General features: G+C 52.7%; 14 protein-coding genes. 8 read left to right on the forward strand and 6 right to left on the reverse strand.

Annotated features, from left to right (window positions below; genetic code table 11):
- Nucleotides 1–466 precede the first annotated feature (466 nt).
- Nucleotides 467–1,936, forward strand: coding sequence for an aromatic amino acid lyase (locus tag ABF287_RS02455; protein ID WP_347183443.1), 1,470 nt, complete (start codon nucleotides 467–469; stop codon nucleotides 1,934–1,936).
- On the opposite strand, the gene ABF287_RS02460 is transcribed toward ABF287_RS02455, so the two are convergent.
- The gene (locus ABF287_RS02460) at nucleotides 1,926–2,840 is read right to left on the reverse strand and encodes a LysR substrate-binding domain-containing protein (RefSeq protein ID WP_347183444.1); all 915 of its coding nucleotides are present in this window, start codon (nucleotides 2,838–2,840) and stop codon (nucleotides 1,926–1,928) included. The genes ABF287_RS02455 and ABF287_RS02460 overlap by 11 nt on opposite strands.
- Before the next feature lie 105 nt (nucleotides 2,841–2,945).
- Between ABF287_RS02460 and ABF287_RS02465 the strand changes: the two genes are divergently transcribed.
- The 5 genes from ABF287_RS02465 to ABF287_RS02485 all read left to right on the forward strand — a co-directional run bounded on the left by ABF287_RS02465 (nucleotide 2,946) and on the right by ABF287_RS02485 (nucleotide 8,482).
- Complete coding sequence (locus ABF287_RS02465) at nucleotides 2,946–3,956, forward strand: ornithine cyclodeaminase family protein (RefSeq protein WP_347183445.1); 1,011 nt, start codon at nucleotides 2,946–2,948, stop codon at nucleotides 3,954–3,956.
- Nucleotides 3,953–5,482: an aromatic amino acid ammonia-lyase gene (locus tag ABF287_RS02470; protein ID WP_347183446.1), complete on the forward strand. Its 1,530-nt coding sequence runs from the start codon at nucleotides 3,953–3,955 to the stop codon at nucleotides 5,480–5,482. Before ABF287_RS02465 ends, ABF287_RS02470 begins: the two co-directional genes overlap by 4 nt.
- Nucleotides 5,483–5,606: 124 nt before the next feature.
- Nucleotides 5,607–6,599: a fatty acid desaturase gene (locus ABF287_RS02475; RefSeq protein WP_347183447.1), complete on the forward strand. Its 993-nt coding sequence runs from the start codon at nucleotides 5,607–5,609 to the stop codon at nucleotides 6,597–6,599.
- Nucleotides 6,599–7,414, forward strand: coding sequence for a PhnD/SsuA/transferrin family substrate-binding protein (locus tag ABF287_RS02480; RefSeq protein ID WP_347183448.1), 816 nt, complete (start codon nucleotides 6,599–6,601; stop codon nucleotides 7,412–7,414). Before ABF287_RS02475 ends, ABF287_RS02480 begins: the two co-directional genes overlap by 1 nt.
- A gap of 225 nt (nucleotides 7,415–7,639) precedes the next feature.
- Nucleotides 7,640–8,482, forward strand: coding sequence for a hypothetical protein (locus tag ABF287_RS02485; protein WP_347183449.1), 843 nt, complete (start codon nucleotides 7,640–7,642; stop codon nucleotides 8,480–8,482).
- 6 nt (nucleotides 8,483–8,488) lie between these two features.
- Here the strand turns inward: ABF287_RS02485 and ABF287_RS02490 are convergent, their stop codons facing one another.
- Nucleotides 8,489–9,883, reverse strand: coding sequence for an MFS transporter (locus ABF287_RS02490; protein WP_347183450.1), 1,395 nt, complete (start codon nucleotides 9,881–9,883; stop codon nucleotides 8,489–8,491).
- Between the two features lie 252 nt (nucleotides 9,884–10,135).
- Between ABF287_RS02490 and ABF287_RS02495 the strand changes: the two genes are divergently transcribed.
- Nucleotides 10,136–11,494 (forward strand): formimidoylglutamate deiminase, encoded by a 1,359-nt coding sequence (locus tag ABF287_RS02495; protein ID WP_347183451.1) that lies wholly within the window; start codon nucleotides 10,136–10,138, stop codon nucleotides 11,492–11,494.
- Nucleotides 11,495–11,866: 372 nt separating this feature from the next.
- Nucleotides 11,867–12,211 (forward strand): hypothetical protein, encoded by a 345-nt coding sequence (locus tag ABF287_RS02500; RefSeq protein ID WP_347183452.1) that lies wholly within the window; start codon nucleotides 11,867–11,869, stop codon nucleotides 12,209–12,211.
- Between the two features lie 421 nt (nucleotides 12,212–12,632).
- Here ABF287_RS02500 and ABF287_RS02505 read toward each other — a convergent pair whose 3' ends face one another.
- Genes ABF287_RS02505 through ABF287_RS02520 form a run of 4 tightly spaced genes read right to left on the reverse strand, consistent with a single transcriptional unit; the run spans nucleotide 12,633 to nucleotide 16,832 of the window.
- Nucleotides 12,633–13,682, reverse strand: coding sequence for a glycosyltransferase family 4 protein (locus ABF287_RS02505; protein WP_347183453.1), 1,050 nt, complete (start codon nucleotides 13,680–13,682; stop codon nucleotides 12,633–12,635).
- A 3-nt stretch (nucleotides 13,683–13,685) separates the two neighbouring features.
- Nucleotides 13,686–14,660, reverse strand: coding sequence for a glycosyltransferase family A protein (locus ABF287_RS02510; protein ID WP_347183454.1), 975 nt, complete (start codon nucleotides 14,658–14,660; stop codon nucleotides 13,686–13,688).
- 16 nt (nucleotides 14,661–14,676) lie between these two features.
- Nucleotides 14,677–15,597, reverse strand: a complete 921-nt coding sequence (locus tag ABF287_RS02515; protein WP_347183455.1) for a glycosyltransferase family A protein — start codon at nucleotides 15,595–15,597, stop codon at nucleotides 14,677–14,679.
- Complete coding sequence (locus ABF287_RS02520; RefSeq protein WP_347183456.1) at nucleotides 15,594–16,832, reverse strand: oligosaccharide flippase family protein; 1,239 nt, start codon at nucleotides 16,830–16,832, stop codon at nucleotides 15,594–15,596. Before ABF287_RS02520 ends, ABF287_RS02515 begins: the two co-directional genes overlap by 4 nt.
- Between the last annotated feature and the right edge of the window lie 345 nt (nucleotides 16,833–17,177).

The following is a 17,177-nucleotide window of genomic DNA, read 5'->3' on the forward strand; positions in this document are numbered from 1 at the left end:
AGTCGTTGACTGTGATTGCTCTCGGAACGGCAATTCGGTGTAAGCCGTCACGCAGTCCCTTAGCGGCGCTCAATGAGGCATCAAGCGCTGTGAAAAAAACGATATAGATCGAGCATTGGCCGAAGAAAAACGGCGCTTTCATCTCACTGGGTTGCGTTGTCATGGCGCATCATCATTCCATTATGTCTGCACATAATGAGACTTAAGCAATTAACGACCTGTCAATAAATGGTTGAAAGCACACAGAACGGAAAATCTTGATTTAATTCACAACAAGTCAAGTTAACCATTTGAAATATAAGTATTAATAATATTGCGAATGCGGAGGGTATGCTCATTTTTTGAGCTGATTTTGAGAGTTGTCACGCAAAAACGCAATTTTGCTCGCATTTAGCACATGTTGAACCCCGCATTTCCCACATAAGAATTGCTGAGTTTTATACTTCTCAGGATGACCGGAGCGACGATGCAATACGATAAGCAAACCCCTACAACTGAATTGACAGGTGATATGTTGACCTGCGAAGTCCTCGTGGCGATCTCGAAGGGACAAATGCATGCGAGCTTATCTGAAGCAGCAACACAGCGTATAGCCGAGTCTCGCAAGCATGTGGATAAGATTGTCAATGAAAGGCGTCCTGCATACGGTATTACAACGGGAGTTGGATCTCAAAAAGATCATCAAATCGATATGGAGGCTGTCGCCTTGTACAATCGGCGTTTGGTGAAAGGGCATGCGACGCGTGTGCCGGGGCCATCTTACGACCCTTCGATTGTGCGCGGCGCATTGGTCGTCCTCTTGAATGGGTTCGCCAAAGGTGGATCTGGTGTCACACCGGAGCTGACAAAAATTTTGAAACAGAAAATTTCCGCGAGCGAGATGCCAACAATTGATGCAAGCGGATCGGTCAGTGCATCCGACCTTGTGCCTCTGGCTCAAACCGCCGACTGGTTGCTATCAAGCGAAGACGCCGAGTCAGCAGGACTGCCCAAGGCAAAAGAAACGCTCTCTTTGATCAACTGGAATGCATTTACTCTGTCCGAAGGGGCGCAGCACATAACGGAACTGCTGCGTTTGCTGGACGTTTATACTCTTGCGTTGGCGACAACATACGAAGGCTTTCGAAGCAATCTTGATGCCATTGCGGAGCCCGTGAATGCGCTTCACCGGCGAGGCGGACAGTCTAAAGTTGCGGCCGATCTGCGGGCTCACCTTAAGGGCAGTGCGCTTTGGCAATCTGGTGCCTCGCGGTTCCTCCAAGATCCTCTAAGCTTTCGGACGGCCTCACAGATCCATGGGGCTACATTTGAGTGCTTTAAGTCGCTAGAATCCGTTTGGAACAGCGAGTTGAACACCGTCAATGACAACCCTATTATTGATCGCGCTGATGGTCGGGCATATTCACATGGCAACATGGACACCACGCGGTTTACGCTGGCGCTGGACACTGCGCGGCAAGCCTTGGCTAAGGTGGTGGATGTGTCTGGTGAGCGTATTCACAAACAACAATGGCCCGTTTTTTCCGGTCTGCCTATTGGCCTTTCTGAAGAGGATTCCGCGACTGGGGGCGTTCAGTTTTTGAACCTTGGGCACATCTCTTCTTCCCTGATCACATCGGTGAAAATTTGGGCCACACCACACTTGCTAAACTCAGTTGGACAGGTGGCTGATGGGGTTGAAGACACTGCAAGCCATGCCATGCACGCCGTACATGATTTGAAAAGGCAATTGGATGCGAGCTGGAAGATTGCCGCTTTAGAAATGCTGGTGGCTGTTTGGGCCATTCACCGCCGTAAATTGCCTTTGGATGAGTTGGGAAAAGATGTGCGAGAGGTGTATCAAACGCTTCTCCCTTTGCTGCCCATCGGTCATGAAGGTGATGCAGTTTTCGATCTGGCGGAGGTCATAGCTGCGGTTAAGGCAATCAGGGTTTAGGGGCCGCTTGTTTTAGCAGCTGTTGAATGTGATCCAAATATTGCGACTTGCGCGGCTTAACTTCGCTTAGGCTCCGTGCGTTTTGCGACACATAATATCCGTACGGCAAGCTGAGTTGAGTGCTGGCGAGCGCAGTGACTTGGCCTGCCGTTATGGCCTTTTGCGCTAAGCTGAGCGGGGCAAGCATGATACCAGCGCCTCGGATCGCCAGTTCCAGCCCTATGTTTGTCCCAGCAACGCGCAGACCTGCACGCGCATCGGAGATTTTACGGTTTCCAAAATTTCGAAACCAAGTCGCCCAAGTCGGATATGACGTATATGTTTCGCCCCAATCTACATGAATGAGCAGCCTGTCGGGGATGTCCAAAAGATCCGGCGGCAGGTGCTGTGCCAAAGGGGGGGCACAGATGGGGGCCACGGTGTCTTGGAAAAGCAATTGGCTGGTGACGTTTGCGGAGTTGTGGTCTTGAAACGAGACTCTCAAGTCGATCTCGTGTTGGTCAAAGACAAACGGATCTGAGTCTATTTGAAGCGACACGCCCACCTGAGGGTTGGAGTGCCGAAACTTGGCGACAGCGGGAACAACCAAACCTTCGGCAAGCGATTGAATTGTGCTGATCACAATTCTGGAGCGCATATCCTGCTCAAGAAATCGCTCCGTGATTTCAGAAAGATCTGACAGGGCACGGGCCACGTGGGGGTATAGCATCTGTCCCGCATCCGTCGTCGTTAGGAAGTTGTTGCCGCGCAGAAATAATTGCTTTCCAAGGAACTCTTCGGCTTTGCTGACTTGAAGACTGACGGCTGCGGATGAGACGCCGAGTTCCGCACCGGCAGCCGTGAATGTTCCGCATCTGACCGTGGCTTCGAAGGCTTTAATCGCGTTGAGAGGGGGTAATTTCATAGGGCCAGTATTGGCATAAGAAAAACTTGTGCAATGCCCAATTTTTCTAGAATCACGTTTTTCTTGAAAGCGCGTAATCTGTTCCAAACTGAATTGGAGGAAACGATGTCGCGTATGGAAATTGAATATTTGGGCAAACCGGAAATCGATGCACTGGCTCTGACGAACGATGAAATTTTAAATGCCATCGAGCAGGGCTTGATTGCAGCTGGGCAGGGCAAAACCGTTATCGAGCCGCGCATGCACCTGACCCCTGACCCGAGCTTCGATGGGCATTTCAACGTTCTGCGCGGATATGTTGAGCCGCTCAACTATGCTGGCGTTAAAGTCGTGGGTGATTTTGTCGACAACTACAAACATGGGTTACCCAGTGAGTTGGCCCTGCTGAACCTGTTCTGTCCACGCACTGGTGCGCCCAAAGCCGTGATCGATGCCGCAGGCATTACGGATATGCGGACGGGAGCATTGACTGCGCTCGGGGCGAAATGGCTTGGTCCAAAAAATCCAAAAGTATTGGGGCACCTTGGGGCCCGAGGGACGTCCTATTGGAATGTGCGTCTTCTCGATCACCTTTTTGACTTTGAAGAAATTCGTGTGCATTCGCGCCGCCCAGAAAGCCGCAATGCTTTTGCAGAGAAGCTGACACAGGACCTCGGCAAGAAAATCACTGTAACGGAAGATTGGGAAAGCTGCCTTAAAAGCGCTGACATTATGATAGAAGCAACGCGTCTGAATGAACCAACGCCAAAGTTCGACCGGTCATGGGTGAAAAAAGGAAGCTTGGTCATACCGTATGGCACGATGAGCACGCTGCCGTTGGATTTCGTGGAGGGCATAGACAAATTCGTCATGGATGATTTGGGGCAAATGCGTGCGGGGCACCTCGGAGCACTGCGGCCACATATTGATGCGGGTCTGATCTCAGAAGAGAACTTTTACGCAGAGATCGGTGAGATAGCAGCCGGATTGAAACCTGGACGTGAACATGAGGATGAGACCATCTTGTTTTGGCACCGGGGTATGTCGACCGGCGATATCGCTTTGGGAGCAGCGATTTTGGAAAAAGCACGCGCACGCGGCAATGTGCAAAATCTGCTTTACCGAGAAGACCAATGAAAGCGCTGAGATTAGACGGTTCAAACTTGACTGTTGGCGTCTTGGCGCGAGCGGCTTGTGGGGAATACCAAGTCGAGCTTTCAGACACGGGCTTAGAACGCATGCGCCGCGCGCGAGCACTTGTGGACCGCGTGATCGAACAGCGCGTTCCTGTCTACGGTGTGACAACTGGCCTTGGGGCCAGATCATCCGAAGCGCTCGATGCGCACACCTTGCAGGAATTCTCAATCCAAACTCTGCGTGGGCGGGCGCAAGCGATGGGGTCAAAGGCGCCCCGCGAAATTGTGCGCGCCGCCATGATCGTCAGGGCGAACACAATGCTGACGGGATATAGTGGCGCTCGGCCGCAAGTCGCGCTGCATCTAGCGGCCTGTCTGAATGCCAATTTGACCCCTGTCGTTGGTGAGGTCGGCTCGATTGGCGCCGCAGATCTTGTGCAGAACGCAACGCTTGGTCTTGCTTTGATTGGCGAAGGAGAGATGCAAGATGCGTCAGGTGAAATCGGGCCGAGCGCTGATAAAATGCGTGCATACGGCATCACCCCACTGACGTTGGGGCCCAAAGACGGCTTGGCTTTGGCCAATCATACAGGCTTTTCAAGTGGAGCTGCTGCTCTGGCGTGTCATGCCGCTGAGGTTGCATTTGAAGTGGCGCAAACGGCGGCCTCTTTGTCATTAGAAGCCTTTCGCGCCAATTTAACCCCCTTCAAACACAGCGTGCTTGCGGCGAAACCGTTGCCCGGGCAAAGCTTGGTGGCCGCAGGGCTGAGAGCGCGCTTAGAGGGGAGTTTGCTGTGGGATGAAAAACATGCACGCCGTCTTCAAGATCCGCTGTCCTATCGCAATATCTGCCAAATTCATGGGGCGACCGCCAGTGCCTTAGAGCAGGCTCGATTGGTCGTTGAGATTGAAGCGAACGGCTCAAGTGACAATCCGATTGCATTGATCGAAAGCGATGAGATTATCTCGTGCGGCAACTACTATACGGCTGAATTGGGTCAGGGGATTGAGGGGATAAGCCGCGCAATCGCCTCGCAGGCCATGGCTCAATTGTCGCGGATGTCCAAACTGCTTCATCCTGACTTTAGCGGGCTGCCCGCATTTTTGGCGCAGGAGAACAGTGGATCAAATGGGTTCGCTCCCGTTATGAAGACCGCCGAGGCGTGGTTGGCCAAACTCGTACATGCTGCGCAACCGGTGCCAATTTGGCCGAGCATCAATGCCAATGGGGTAGAAGATTGTCTGCCCAATTCACCACAGTCTATTTCTGCGTTGTCTACTGCGGTTGAGTGCATGCGCCATATGAATGCTCTGGAGCTTTTGATTGCTGCGCAAGCGATCGAGCTGCGTGCGTGTCAGGTTGAGATGGCGCCCTTTGTTCAAGGCACTTTCGCCATGGTGCGCACGCATGCAAAGGCTTTGACGATAGACCGCTCTTTTGGCTGCGATGTGGATGGGCTGGTGCAGGTCATGCGGGCTGGTGCAAGCTCCGCACTCTTTCCGGTGTGTGCTATGTCGCGTAAATGAGTGAATGCGATAGATAGTCGGTGATGTGTTTGGAAATCCCGCGAATGCGACCAACTCACGACAGGTAAGTACGTCTCATCTATGCGAAATACTGTTCAGTTAAACTTCGCAGAATGGGACATCTATGAAACTCGAACAGAACACTGCAGCGCTCGCTGAGACGGGACGCATCTATTCGGAGAAACATGACAATTTAGCTGTTGGTATCGAGTGGCCGACGCTGGGTATCGCAGCGGTTTGTATTGTTCTTATGCCATTGATCACCTACTTTTCCGACAGCTTTCCCTTGGTGCTATCCGTGCTGGCGCTCGGGATTGTCCTCGCCCTTCAATCTTCTTTGCAGCATGAAGTTTTGCATGGTCACCCCTTTTCGAGCGAAGCCTTAAATGAGCTTTTGGTTTTTCTGCCTGCCGGCCTATTTGTGCCCTATCGCCGTTTTAAGGACACGCATATCCAGCATCACTATGATCCAAATTTAACTGACCCTTATGATGATCCAGAAAGCAATTTCTTGGACCCAAAAAAATGGGATCAAATGGGCCCGCTGCACCGACTGATCTATCGAATGAACAACACAATGTTTGGGCGGATGGTGCTAGGGCCTGCACTTGGTATGATCTGTTTCTACACGTCAGATTTACGCGAAATATCACGGGGAAATACACGAGTTTTGACGGCTTATGCGCTGCATTTCATTGGTTTCATTCCGTTAGCTTTCTGGCTCACTACCCTTAGTACAATGCCGTTTTGGGCCTATTTTTGTGCGGCCTATTTCGGAATGTCGTTGCTCAAAATACGAACTTTTCTAGAGCACCAAGCCCACGAGAAAGTGCCAGGGCGAACAGTTGTCATTGAAGATCGTGGGCCTTTGTCACTCCTGTTTTTGAACAATAATTTCCATTCGGTGCATCATGCCCACCCGAAGGTTGTTTGGTACCGGCTGCCGCAACTCTATGCACTGCGCCGAGAAGAGTATTTGCGCATGAACCAAGGGTATCTTTTTGAGAGCTATGGTGACGTGTTCCGACGTTTCCTCTTTAAAGCTAAAGATCCGGTCCCCCATCCACTGCGTGCCAGCCCTTGTGACTTGGATTCAAAACAGGATTTACCAAACTGATGAGAATGACACCTAAACACGCTAGCTTGCCGATGTATGATTTCGCAGGGGTAGCGGAGGCGACGGATCTACTTTGGTCGCACTTGAAGCGCGGACCTCTTTCTGAGTTTTACGATGCCCCTGATCGACTGACGCGAGGTATGGATCTTTGGGACCTGTGGCAGCGTGAGAACTTGTTTCTGGCGCAGACTTGCGGGTTTCCATTTGTACATAAATTACGAGGGCAGGTCGGGCTTGTGGGAACGCCGGACTACGGCGTCGTGCCAGAAAAACCCGGTTGGTACTATAGCGTGATCCTATGCCGCCAAGACGATCCACGCAGGACTTTGGCGGATTTTGAGGGGGCAAAATTTGCCCTCAATGAAACCGGTAGCCAGTCCGGATGCCATGCCTTGATGCACACGCTAAATACGCAATTCGGTACCGAAAAATTGCTGGGAGGCAGCTTGTTGACGGGCGCGCATGTGCACTCTGCCCTCGCGGTTTTAGAAGGCGAAGCCGACATTGCGGCCGTGGATATTGTGACATGGTTGCATGTTCAGCGCGATCATCCCGAAGTGTCTGGATTAAGGGTTCTCTTGCAAACGGAGCCAACACCTGGATTACCTTATATTACGGCCAATGCACAGGATGCAGCGCAACTGGGAGAATGCATTTCTGAAGGCATTCAATCCTTACCTGCGCAGACTGCGAAAGCTCTCTTTCTGAAGGGGGTCTGGCGCTCTAGCGAGGCGGATTATGATATTATTGAGGCCCGAGCCCATGCCGCAAAAGCCGTTTTTGAAAGCTATTTTCCAAACGGTCTTGCTCATTAGCTGACGGTTGATATGCCGTCCTCGTTGATCTCTTTGGTGCGCATTCTGCGCCGGCTCCCTGTGTGTTGAGCGAGAGGCTTTGGGAGGCATCAATGGCGTCATGAAACTGCCTCGATATCAGGCAGTTTGCGTTTCTGCTGTTGAAAAGGCGGTATTCTGAAGCTTATCAGTTTGCAGTATTTCGTAACAAATGGTGTAAAAGAAAACAAAAAGGGTGCACGCAAATTGATTGATAAACGCGATACTGTGGCGGTTTTCCGTTCAAGACTTGGAATGTTGATCACGCGCCGTCGTGAGACAACATCGGCCTTTGCGCGGCGTTGCAAGTTGGACCGGTCCGCGCTCAGTCAATTTCTTGACCCTGGATCCGTTAGGTTGCCGCGGGCGGAAACCCTGACGTCAATTGCTGTGAATGAAGGCGTGAGCATTGATTGGTTACTGGGCATCAGTCAGGACGAAGAGTCTGTTGGCGAGGTCGCCTCGCTGTTGAATGTTGAACGCGGGCAGCTCGGCACGCGCGATTCACCTTTGGCCAAATGGCACAGCGATGCGATTGGCTACAAAATCAGATATTCGCCGTTATCAATTCCGGACCTGCTAAGGACCGAAGCCGTGACCGAATATGAGTTCGATACAAACACACGTATACAGGCTGATGTGAAACAGGGCCAATCCCGTCATCAATTGGATTACTCCCGAAAACCAGAAACCGACATGGAGACGGTTGTGCCAATGCGTCACCTGCAGGATTTGGCTTCTGGGACAGGGGCATGGGCGGGATTGAGTAGATCGCACCGCAAAGAGCAGTTCGATCATATGATTCAATTGATCGATGAGCTCTATCCCACGTTCCGCCTCTTCTTGTACGATGGCCGTGCGCATTATTGTGCGCCTTTCACCTTGTTTGGGCCAAAGCGAGCAGCTGTCTTTTTGGGAGATATGTATTTGGTCATCAACTCCGTAGAGCACATTCGGGAATTGACCAATTTCTTTGACAATATCATCAGGCATGCCGTGGTGGGGCCTGACCGCAGCTCTGCGTGGCTCAAAGCATTGAAGGTTCAGTAGCGCCTTCTATGAGGCAGCTTTAGCCGCGGTGGGTGTTTTTAACATGCCCCATGCTGCATAAGCGCTAATCAAGCATAGGATACAGCCAACCCAAAGCGCCAAAATGAAGCCACTATGAGCGCCCTCCAGTGGTTGGCCGACATCGGTGAACGTCACCCCCAACAGCGATCCGGCCAATAGCGCACCAACACGTGCGACTGCTGTGTTGACGCCAGAAGCGATGCCAGACATCCGTGTTTCGACACTGTTTAAGGCGGATGTTGTTAAGGGGGCGACGACAATGCCCATGCCGATTGCCAGCAGGCATTCTCCGGGTAAAATCGCAGCCCAAGGATGTATTGGATGGAGTGGCAGCTGTGCGAGCGAAGCAAACCCAGTACCGACAATGAGCGCACCTGAGGTGAGAACTGCGCGTTCTCCATATCTCATGGCTAAGCGCGTTCCGCCTTTGGAAATTACCCCAATGATCACGGAAAAGGGCATCAAAATTGCGCCTGCACCAGTCCCACTAAAGCCGTAAATCGTAATCAGCACATAGGGGAAAGAAATCAGGAAGCCACCTATCGCCATGTATAGGAAAAAAGTGATGACGGTAATTCCTAGAAAATCGCCCTCACGAAACAGTCTTATGGGCAGCATCGCGTAATCGGCTTTTTGGTGCTCAACTTTGATCAGCAGGCCACCCAAGACGAGTGCTCCGATGAACTGCGCCAGTGATTTTAGCAGGTGGGGCGAAGCGCTTGTTGCATCTGTGAGCCACCAAATGAGCGTGGCGAGAAAAAGTGAGGCAAGCAGTGTGCCTTGCCAGTCGAGCGATGATGCCTGCTTTTCATCGTCTTGTTTTGAGGCGATGTAAACGTGTCCCAAAATGAGGGTGATCAACCCTAATGGGACAAAGAGGCCCAAACACACACGCCACCCAAATGCATCAATGATCCAGCCGGCAAGAAGCGGGGCGGCGGCCCCCAAAATCGCTGTGGCTGCAGACCATGTGCCGATGGCACGGGCGCGGGCATCGCCTGTGTGGGTAATGGCAAGGATAGCCAGACTGGAGGGCACAATAAGAGCAGATCCAACGCCTTGTACAAACCGCGCTATGAGCAGGGTTGTAAAATGAGGGGCAACAGCTGATGTGAGGCTGCCGGCTGTGAAGAGCCACAGCCCCAAGCTGAAGACTCGTTTGTGCCCAAAGTGATCCCCCAAGGCACCGCCTGTTAAAATGAGAGCGCCAAGCGGCAACATAAAGCTCGTGACAATCCACTGTAGTTGCGTTGGAGAGAGACCAAATTCTTGCTGTATGCTCGGTAGGGCGAGATTGGCAACGACGACGATTATGAGCGTCAGTGCTGATGCAAAAATTGAGGTGATCAAGATGGGGTTCATGCGCCGTGTGAAAGTCAATGAGTGCTCCCTAATTGCTACGCAGCAATTCGTTGAGTTGAAATATAGGTCTAGAAAAGAGCTGCGCTATTAAACGACGTGCCGCACAGTTTCAAAACAGGTGAATGTCCGACTTCATGTTGTGACTTCACATGGTTGAGTGCGCAGTAGCACAGATTTTCGCGCTGATTTAAAACTTCACTATGGCAAAAAAATTCCATTTAAGGTATGTGCTGATATGAGTTATGTCTATACATATAAACAGAGGTTGAAATGATTTTTGCAAAGCAAGCACTGCTTTCAAGTGGATGGGCGTCAGGTGTTCGCCTCGATGTGACGCAGGGGACGATCACAAAAATTGAAACGCAGCAGCAGGCTCACGCAGGTGATGTGACAGTCGACACCCTCTTGCCTGCCTTGGCAAATCTACACAGTCACAGCTTTCAGCGGGCTATGGCAGGAATGACCGAATACCGCATGGCTGGTAAGGACAGTTTCTGGACGTGGCGCGATTTGATGTACAAGTTCACCTCAACGATATCAGCTGAACAAGTCGAGGCAATTGCAGCCTTTGTGTTCTTGGAAATGCAAGAGGCGGGCTATGCCAGCGTTGGTGAGTTTCACTACCTTCACCACCAACCGGGCGGCATGCCTTATGATGATCTTGGCGAACTGTCGTCCCGCATCGCATCCGCGGCAGATGTGACCGGCATTGGCCTAACACATCTCCCAGTTCTCTATACATATGGCGGGGCTGGGCAGGTGCCGCTCAAAGCAGGACAGGCGCGTTTCGGAAACTCTGCCGATCAGTTTAATGCATTGGTCGATAAAGCAAAAAACGCGGTGTCTTCCCTCGCAGATGATTGCCGCGTCGGCATCGCACCGCACTCATTGCGCGCGATATCGCCCGATGACCTCAAAGCCGTCTTGGCCGCTCGCTCCAACGGGCCAATCCATATTCATATTGCCGAACAACCCAAAGAAGTCGCTGATATTCAAGCTTGGCTCGGCGCACGTCCCGTTGAGTGGTTGCTGGCAAACACGGACGCCAATGAAGATTGGTGCCTGATCCATGCCACCCATATGACAGAAGTCGAAACAAAGAACATGGCCCAGTCTGGCGTGGTTGCTGGCCTGTGCCCTGTCACCGAGGCCAATCTGGGAGATGGCCCGTTCAATGGACAGGCATATGTGAACCATGGTGGAGCCTTTGGTGTCGGATCTGACTCCAATGTTCTGATCTCATTGACGGAAGAGCTGCGTACTTTGGAATATTCGCAACGTCTGCGTGATGTTGCGCGAAACATCATGGTCAAAGGTGAGGGCTCCGTTGGGGCGAAACTCTATTGTGGTGCAGCAAAGGGCGGCGCGCAGGCGCTGAGCCGTCAAGCGGGCGACATTTCCGTTGGAAACCTCGCAGATCTTGTAGCCATCGACAGCACGGCGCCGGCACTCTGCGCGCTACGCCAAGATCAAATCCTCGATGGTCTTGTGTTCGCAGCGAAGGATACAGTCGTGACAGATGTTTGGTCCGCTGGCAGACACGCGGTGCAAACTGGCCGCCATGTGAAACGGGATGAGATCACTGCAGCCTACACCTCAGCAATGCACGCTTTGGTGGCCTCGCTCTGATCCTGACAGCTTAGCTATAGCTCAAGCTGCCTTTTCCAAACGAAACCTCCTCCTTTGAGATCCCCTTACTCTGGCCGGGTCAGGGGCAGGGTATCCTTCCAATCAAAGCGCCCGCGAGCCTTCTCTTTGCACCGAAATATTGAGAGCGGCAGCTAGAAGGCTCAAGCGTGCTAAAGGAAGACGCAAAGATCTTGGTCCGGCATCAAGATTATGACCGTTCCGCGAGCTGCATTTGAAGCTGTCTAGGGAATTCTAGCTGAAGATCTTCTACTTCTCGACTCTGCCTTTCGTTTAGACCACTGCCAAGAAGAACCGGGAGGCTTGGCCCCCTAAAACTGTGCCACTATTTGTTGATAGCAGGAGTTTAGAGGCATGGCATTTAAACTGTATTCTGATGAATATGCGCTAAGGCTGTCGCGCGAGATTGATGTTCATTTGCACGATGGTATGGATGTTGCTGGAGCTGTCCGCAAGGCTGGGATTTCGGATAAGAACTATGACTACTGGCGCAAGAAGTGTGGAGGGATGGCGAGACCACAACTTTCTGAGATGAAGGTTCCCAAAACAGAGAATGAAATTTTAAAGAGGATCGTCGTGGATCTACAATTTGATAAGGTGATTTTGAAGGAAAGTTTCGATTATCTAAAGCTTCTAGGCGTTGACGTCAGAGACACTCCCCAAGATACTGATCTGTTTTGGATTCACCAATTCAACTAGCTCCTTTCAAACACACGCTTGCAATCAAATCAATTGGCGACCCTTTACCGTCTAGTGGACCTTCTTCGGGTAGATTTCTCAGGGTGTTCGTTACTTTCACCTTGCCCAAAGTAGGGCCTTCCCACTGCCTGCGGTAACCACACACAGGCCCTCCCGCTGCGCTTCCGCGGGCCTAAGCTATGTCGAGAGGGGAATTATTTTACGCCGTGGTCGTTGGCGGCGTTCGCAGTGAGAGAGGTCTTGTCGTCGGTCACATTAGGTTAAACAACACATTTTAACTTTGGTCGGCTTCGGCGGTTGCGCCCTCCCGCAACCAATTCTCTACTTACTCTGACGTACTACTGAAACTTGATAACGCAAGGCCCTCTGCATGTAAAATGGCGTCGACCATTTGCTGAGATCGCGTGTGGCTTGGGCAAGCTCAGCCGTCGGCGCGTCTTTGTCCGTGTGGTGGCTTTGCAAGGAATGCAGGGCTCGCTTTTTTCGCTCTGTCGGCGAATTCAGAAATGAGATTGTTCCAAGATTCCTGAAAAACCGCCAATTGATTGATCCCGCCGTTTGGAATGCTGATACCATTGCTCTGTTTCGCAAGTCTCGACATGGCTGCGGCCAAATGGGTTTTGGTGTAGGTGTTGAAATAGTCCGTGCCCAGTGACGCGTGATCCATCAGCCCGTCAACACGCGAGCACAGCAGCCGTCGGCCGGCTGCCCGCGCTTCTATCGCGACCAGGCCAAAAGCTTCCCACCGCGATGGCATGACGACGGCGTCAACATCTTTGAACGGTAGGGATGGGTCAGTGCAGAACCCCATGAATTCAATTCTTCCGTCCCCTGCAGCTGTCTCGCGTAGTGCTTGTTCTTCAGGGCCCGTTCCAAAGATCTTTAGCCTAAGCGATGGATCTGGCAGGGCTTTGAACGCGTTGATTAGCATATCAAACCCTTTTTGCTGATCTAGTCGGCCTATCGCGCCAAATGTTTTTATCGGACCAGCCGCTGGGTTGATTGCATGAAACGGGGTTAGATCGACGCAAGATTGGATCGTGGTGAGGCGCTGCGCGGAAACGAGCTTTCGCGATGTCATCCAGTTTGCTTGCGCATGGCTGACCGCAACGACCCGATCAAACAAGGAAAAGGCCGCCTTAAGTAGGCTCGAGAACCGCCCGTTGTGGGTCACGTTGTGGCTCACAAAAGCGGCGGTGTAGCTATGCTCGACATGGATTAACGGCGTCTTGGGGTGTGATGCGCGCAAGGCGATCAACGCGGGCAAACTGCGCCAACTGATGGTGGTGTGCGACACGATAATGTCCGCCCAGTCCGGCAAGATCATGAACCGGCCACGTGTAACGCGATGCACACGGTGCGTGCCGGAATTTGCGAGCACATTTGACCCGCAAATGCATTCAATAACGCGCATGACGCCGCCTGCTGTCGTATCATCAACAAGATGTAAAATGACTGGTTTGTGTCTCATGGTTCAGGCTCCTCTTTCCCGCATCAATACGCGAAGTGCTTCTTGCCCACCAAAGCGTAGCAACAATGCTGCACCTAGTGTTGTGAGCGTCTTGGATGGTTCTTCAATAAGGGGACGGGTGGATTGACCGAACGAGGCCTTTACCATTTCCATGGCCCGATCCGCATCATGATCACTGATCGCGCGCCGCGCCAGATACCGCAATTGATAGGCGCGCGCCGCTCGGCTGTGACGCGCAAAAAAGGCGGGGCGCAATGCTGTCAGTTTTTCCAGCATCCGTTCCCATGATGCCAGTTGATCATCGGTCGCGGCGGACAGGCCGCCTGAATTTATGCGATAACGGGTAAGCAGCCCTTCCACGCCCTCGATTGCCCAGTCGGTTGTCAGCGCTATGCGAAGCCAACATTCGATGTCTTCGGATTGTCGGAACGTTTCGTCAAAGTACCAGTTTCGAACGCGTTCGCTGCTGGGGCGATAGGCGATGTCATGGAATACCTCTCGGCGAATGACCGCGGCGGACCCGTTGCCAATCGGGTTCCGTTTGAGGATGTGCGCCGCCGTAATTCTGCGCAAACGCGGGCGTTGTGCAAGCCCTAAGTCGGCCCCGTTGTCATCAATCAGCGCAGAGCCAGAAAAGCTGACCCCGACATCTGGTTTGTTCAAAAGATGCTCGATGTGGCACTCCAGCTTGGATGGTTCCCAAATGTCATCTGCATCGCAAAACCCGATTGCGAACCCCTTCGCTGCATGAATCCCAGTGTTGCGTGCTCCGGCAAGGCCACGGTTGCGTTGACGGATGATCCGAATGCGCGGATCGGACGCATAGGCGTCCAAAATGTCTGACGTCATATCCGTTGATCCATCATCAACCACGATGATTTCCACGTTGGTGAACGTTTGGGCCAAGAGCGCATCCAAGGTTTCTGCGACGGTGGCAGACACGTTGAAAGCGGGCACGACGATTGAGGCTAGGGGCATCGGGGTCTCCATCAGATTAATGTGCGAATAGGTAGCGGGACAGCGCGGCGGGGACACAAGCTGCGCAAACAGCGGCCCCCAAGGTCAACACACCGCGTCTGGGACAGCTGAAAAATCCTGCAGGGCTGGTCGCTAGCCCCCGCAAGGCGAGTTTTAACGCAGAGGATCCACCCCCCAGCCGCAAGGCGCGACGCGCCAGATAGCGAAAGTAGACCGCGTTCGCGGCATCATCGACACCAAACCCAAACGATTTTGCCGTGCGGATCGCAGCTTCTCGGCCTTGTCGCATGGCGTCCAAATCGCTGGACAGTCCGCGCGGGTTGGTCCGGTAGTAGGTCTGCAACATATCCAATCCAACAACGCGAGCACCACCACCAACCAGCCTTATCAGCCAGTCCAAATCTTCGTTGTGAACCATCTGTTCATCGAAGCCGTCGGTCGCTTGGAACACACGTGCCCGCACGGCCAGGTTGGACATGGTACAGACCGGATTTTCGGCCAGTAGCATTGGGATTGTCAGGTCACTTTCCGGCACAGTCGATTGGGTGCGCGCGTCACTTGGCTTGTGAGTGAAGAAGGCGATTTTGCCATAGGCTGCGTCAACGCTATGGCTTTGAAAACAAAAATGAAGTTGGGCCAGCTTGTTTGGCGCCCAAATGTCATCGGCATCACAAAACGCAAGCACATCCGTCGCGGTTCGCTGCATCAGAACCATATTGCGCGCGCGGCTTGGGCCCTTTCCAATGTTGCGGACAAGCTTGATACGTTCATCAAGCGCGGCATAATGTGCGACAACTGTCCGCGTGTGATCTGTCGACCCGTCGTCGATACAGATCGCTTCCCATCCCAGATATGTTTGGGCACGCAGACTGTCCAACGTCTGAGGCAGTGTTTCGGCGGCATTAAAACATGGGATGATCACAGAGAAATAGGTCATTCGGTCACCAATTGATTGGAAGGTTCAAAGACGGGGCGAAGGGTGATGACGCCTGCCAAAAGCATGACGATCGTCGAGATCACGACATATCCGGTTGTCAGCGCGAACAGGCCGAGTGGCCCCAAAAGCAAAGCGTTGAGTATCACACAGGCCGCCAATGTGGCCGTGACAAGCAACTCTTGATGGGCGCGATCGGTGATGCGTAAATGGCTGGCAGCTGTGGTCCATAGCGTCGTTGGAATTGCCAACAAGCAAAGGATTTGCACATAAATTTCAATGTCATCCCATCCGTTTCCCAACAAGATCGGGACGTAATACGGGGCAAGGAGCGCTTGCAAAACCACCAACGGCGCGATCATCGCGATGCCCAAAGCTAAGCTTTGTCGTAACGAAGTCTTCATGTCATTCGATTGTGCCAAGAGCGGAAATAGCACCGTCGACAATGCTTGAGTAAAGGCGTTTGACAGGCTCAGCCCCGCGTTGAATGCCATAAAATAGAGCCCCAAGGTTTCAGCTCCCAAGGTAACCCCGATGACCAATTTGTCGGCTTGCAAGCGCATGACTTTTACAACTTCAATGCCGAGCACAGCTACACCGTAAGTTATGAACGGACGCAGTGATGCGCGTGTCGTACCTTGTGATTTCCAAGGGTGAAGTCTGCGGACCGCGATCAGCCATATTGGGGCCGATAGGACGCGCGGCAGCACCAAGGCGATTGCTGACGGCCACAGCATGATCAAGACAATGGCCAACAAATTGGCCCCGACGAATTGAGCGCCCGCGATGGCCGCGGTTTGTTTCAGCTTGCCAGCGCGCATGGCCAAGGCGACCTGAACAAGGCCCGCAGGCATGAAAAGATACTCAGCGCCCATCAAGAACAACAACCCTGCCAAAAGCGGGCTGGCGCCGGTGAAATACAGGCCCGCCGCGAGACAGGCCTGAGCCAAAAATAGGCCAATGCACCAAATCCAGAAAATGCGATGCGCCGTGGCGCAGGTTGCATCAAGCTCTGTATCACGCGCCGCGATGATACGCTGCCCGACCCCGTTTTCGGTCAGTGCTTTCAGGATGTCACCGGCGGCCATGGCCGCAGCCGCAATCCCGATTTGTGTCAGATCAAGCGTGCGTGCAACGGCCACCACGACCAACAGACGCGACGCCTTGGACGCGACTTCTGAGGCGCCGTAAGCAAGCAGGTTTGTCGCAAGTGATTTGGTTTGTGAGGGCAAGGGCATGGGGCAGCTTTCGTTGAGTTGCCCTGATCTTGCCTGAACCAAGCTACGATTGTCTGCCGCGCAACCGGTCAGTTTCTGGTCCCAAAAGCACAAGAGACTATCCGTTAGGATAGGCGAATTAGCCGTTGGCGTCCTCGCCCCGTTCTGCATCCGTATCCTATGATGTTTTCAGTTCAATTTATCATCTATCGGAGGCCGAGATGGCCAAGAAATTTACAACACTCGGCGTTATTGGTTCGCTTTTCCTGTCCTCAGCTTGTGCCAGCTATGATCCGCCAGACAATATCGAACCTGTCGCCCAAGGGGGCGGGTATCAGGCGCAATATCGCGAGCCGCATGTGACGC

The organism is Pacificibacter sp. (assembly GCF_039769035.1).
In the GTDB taxonomy this organism is placed as follows: domain Bacteria; phylum Pseudomonadota; class Alphaproteobacteria; order Rhodobacterales; family Rhodobacteraceae; genus Celeribacter.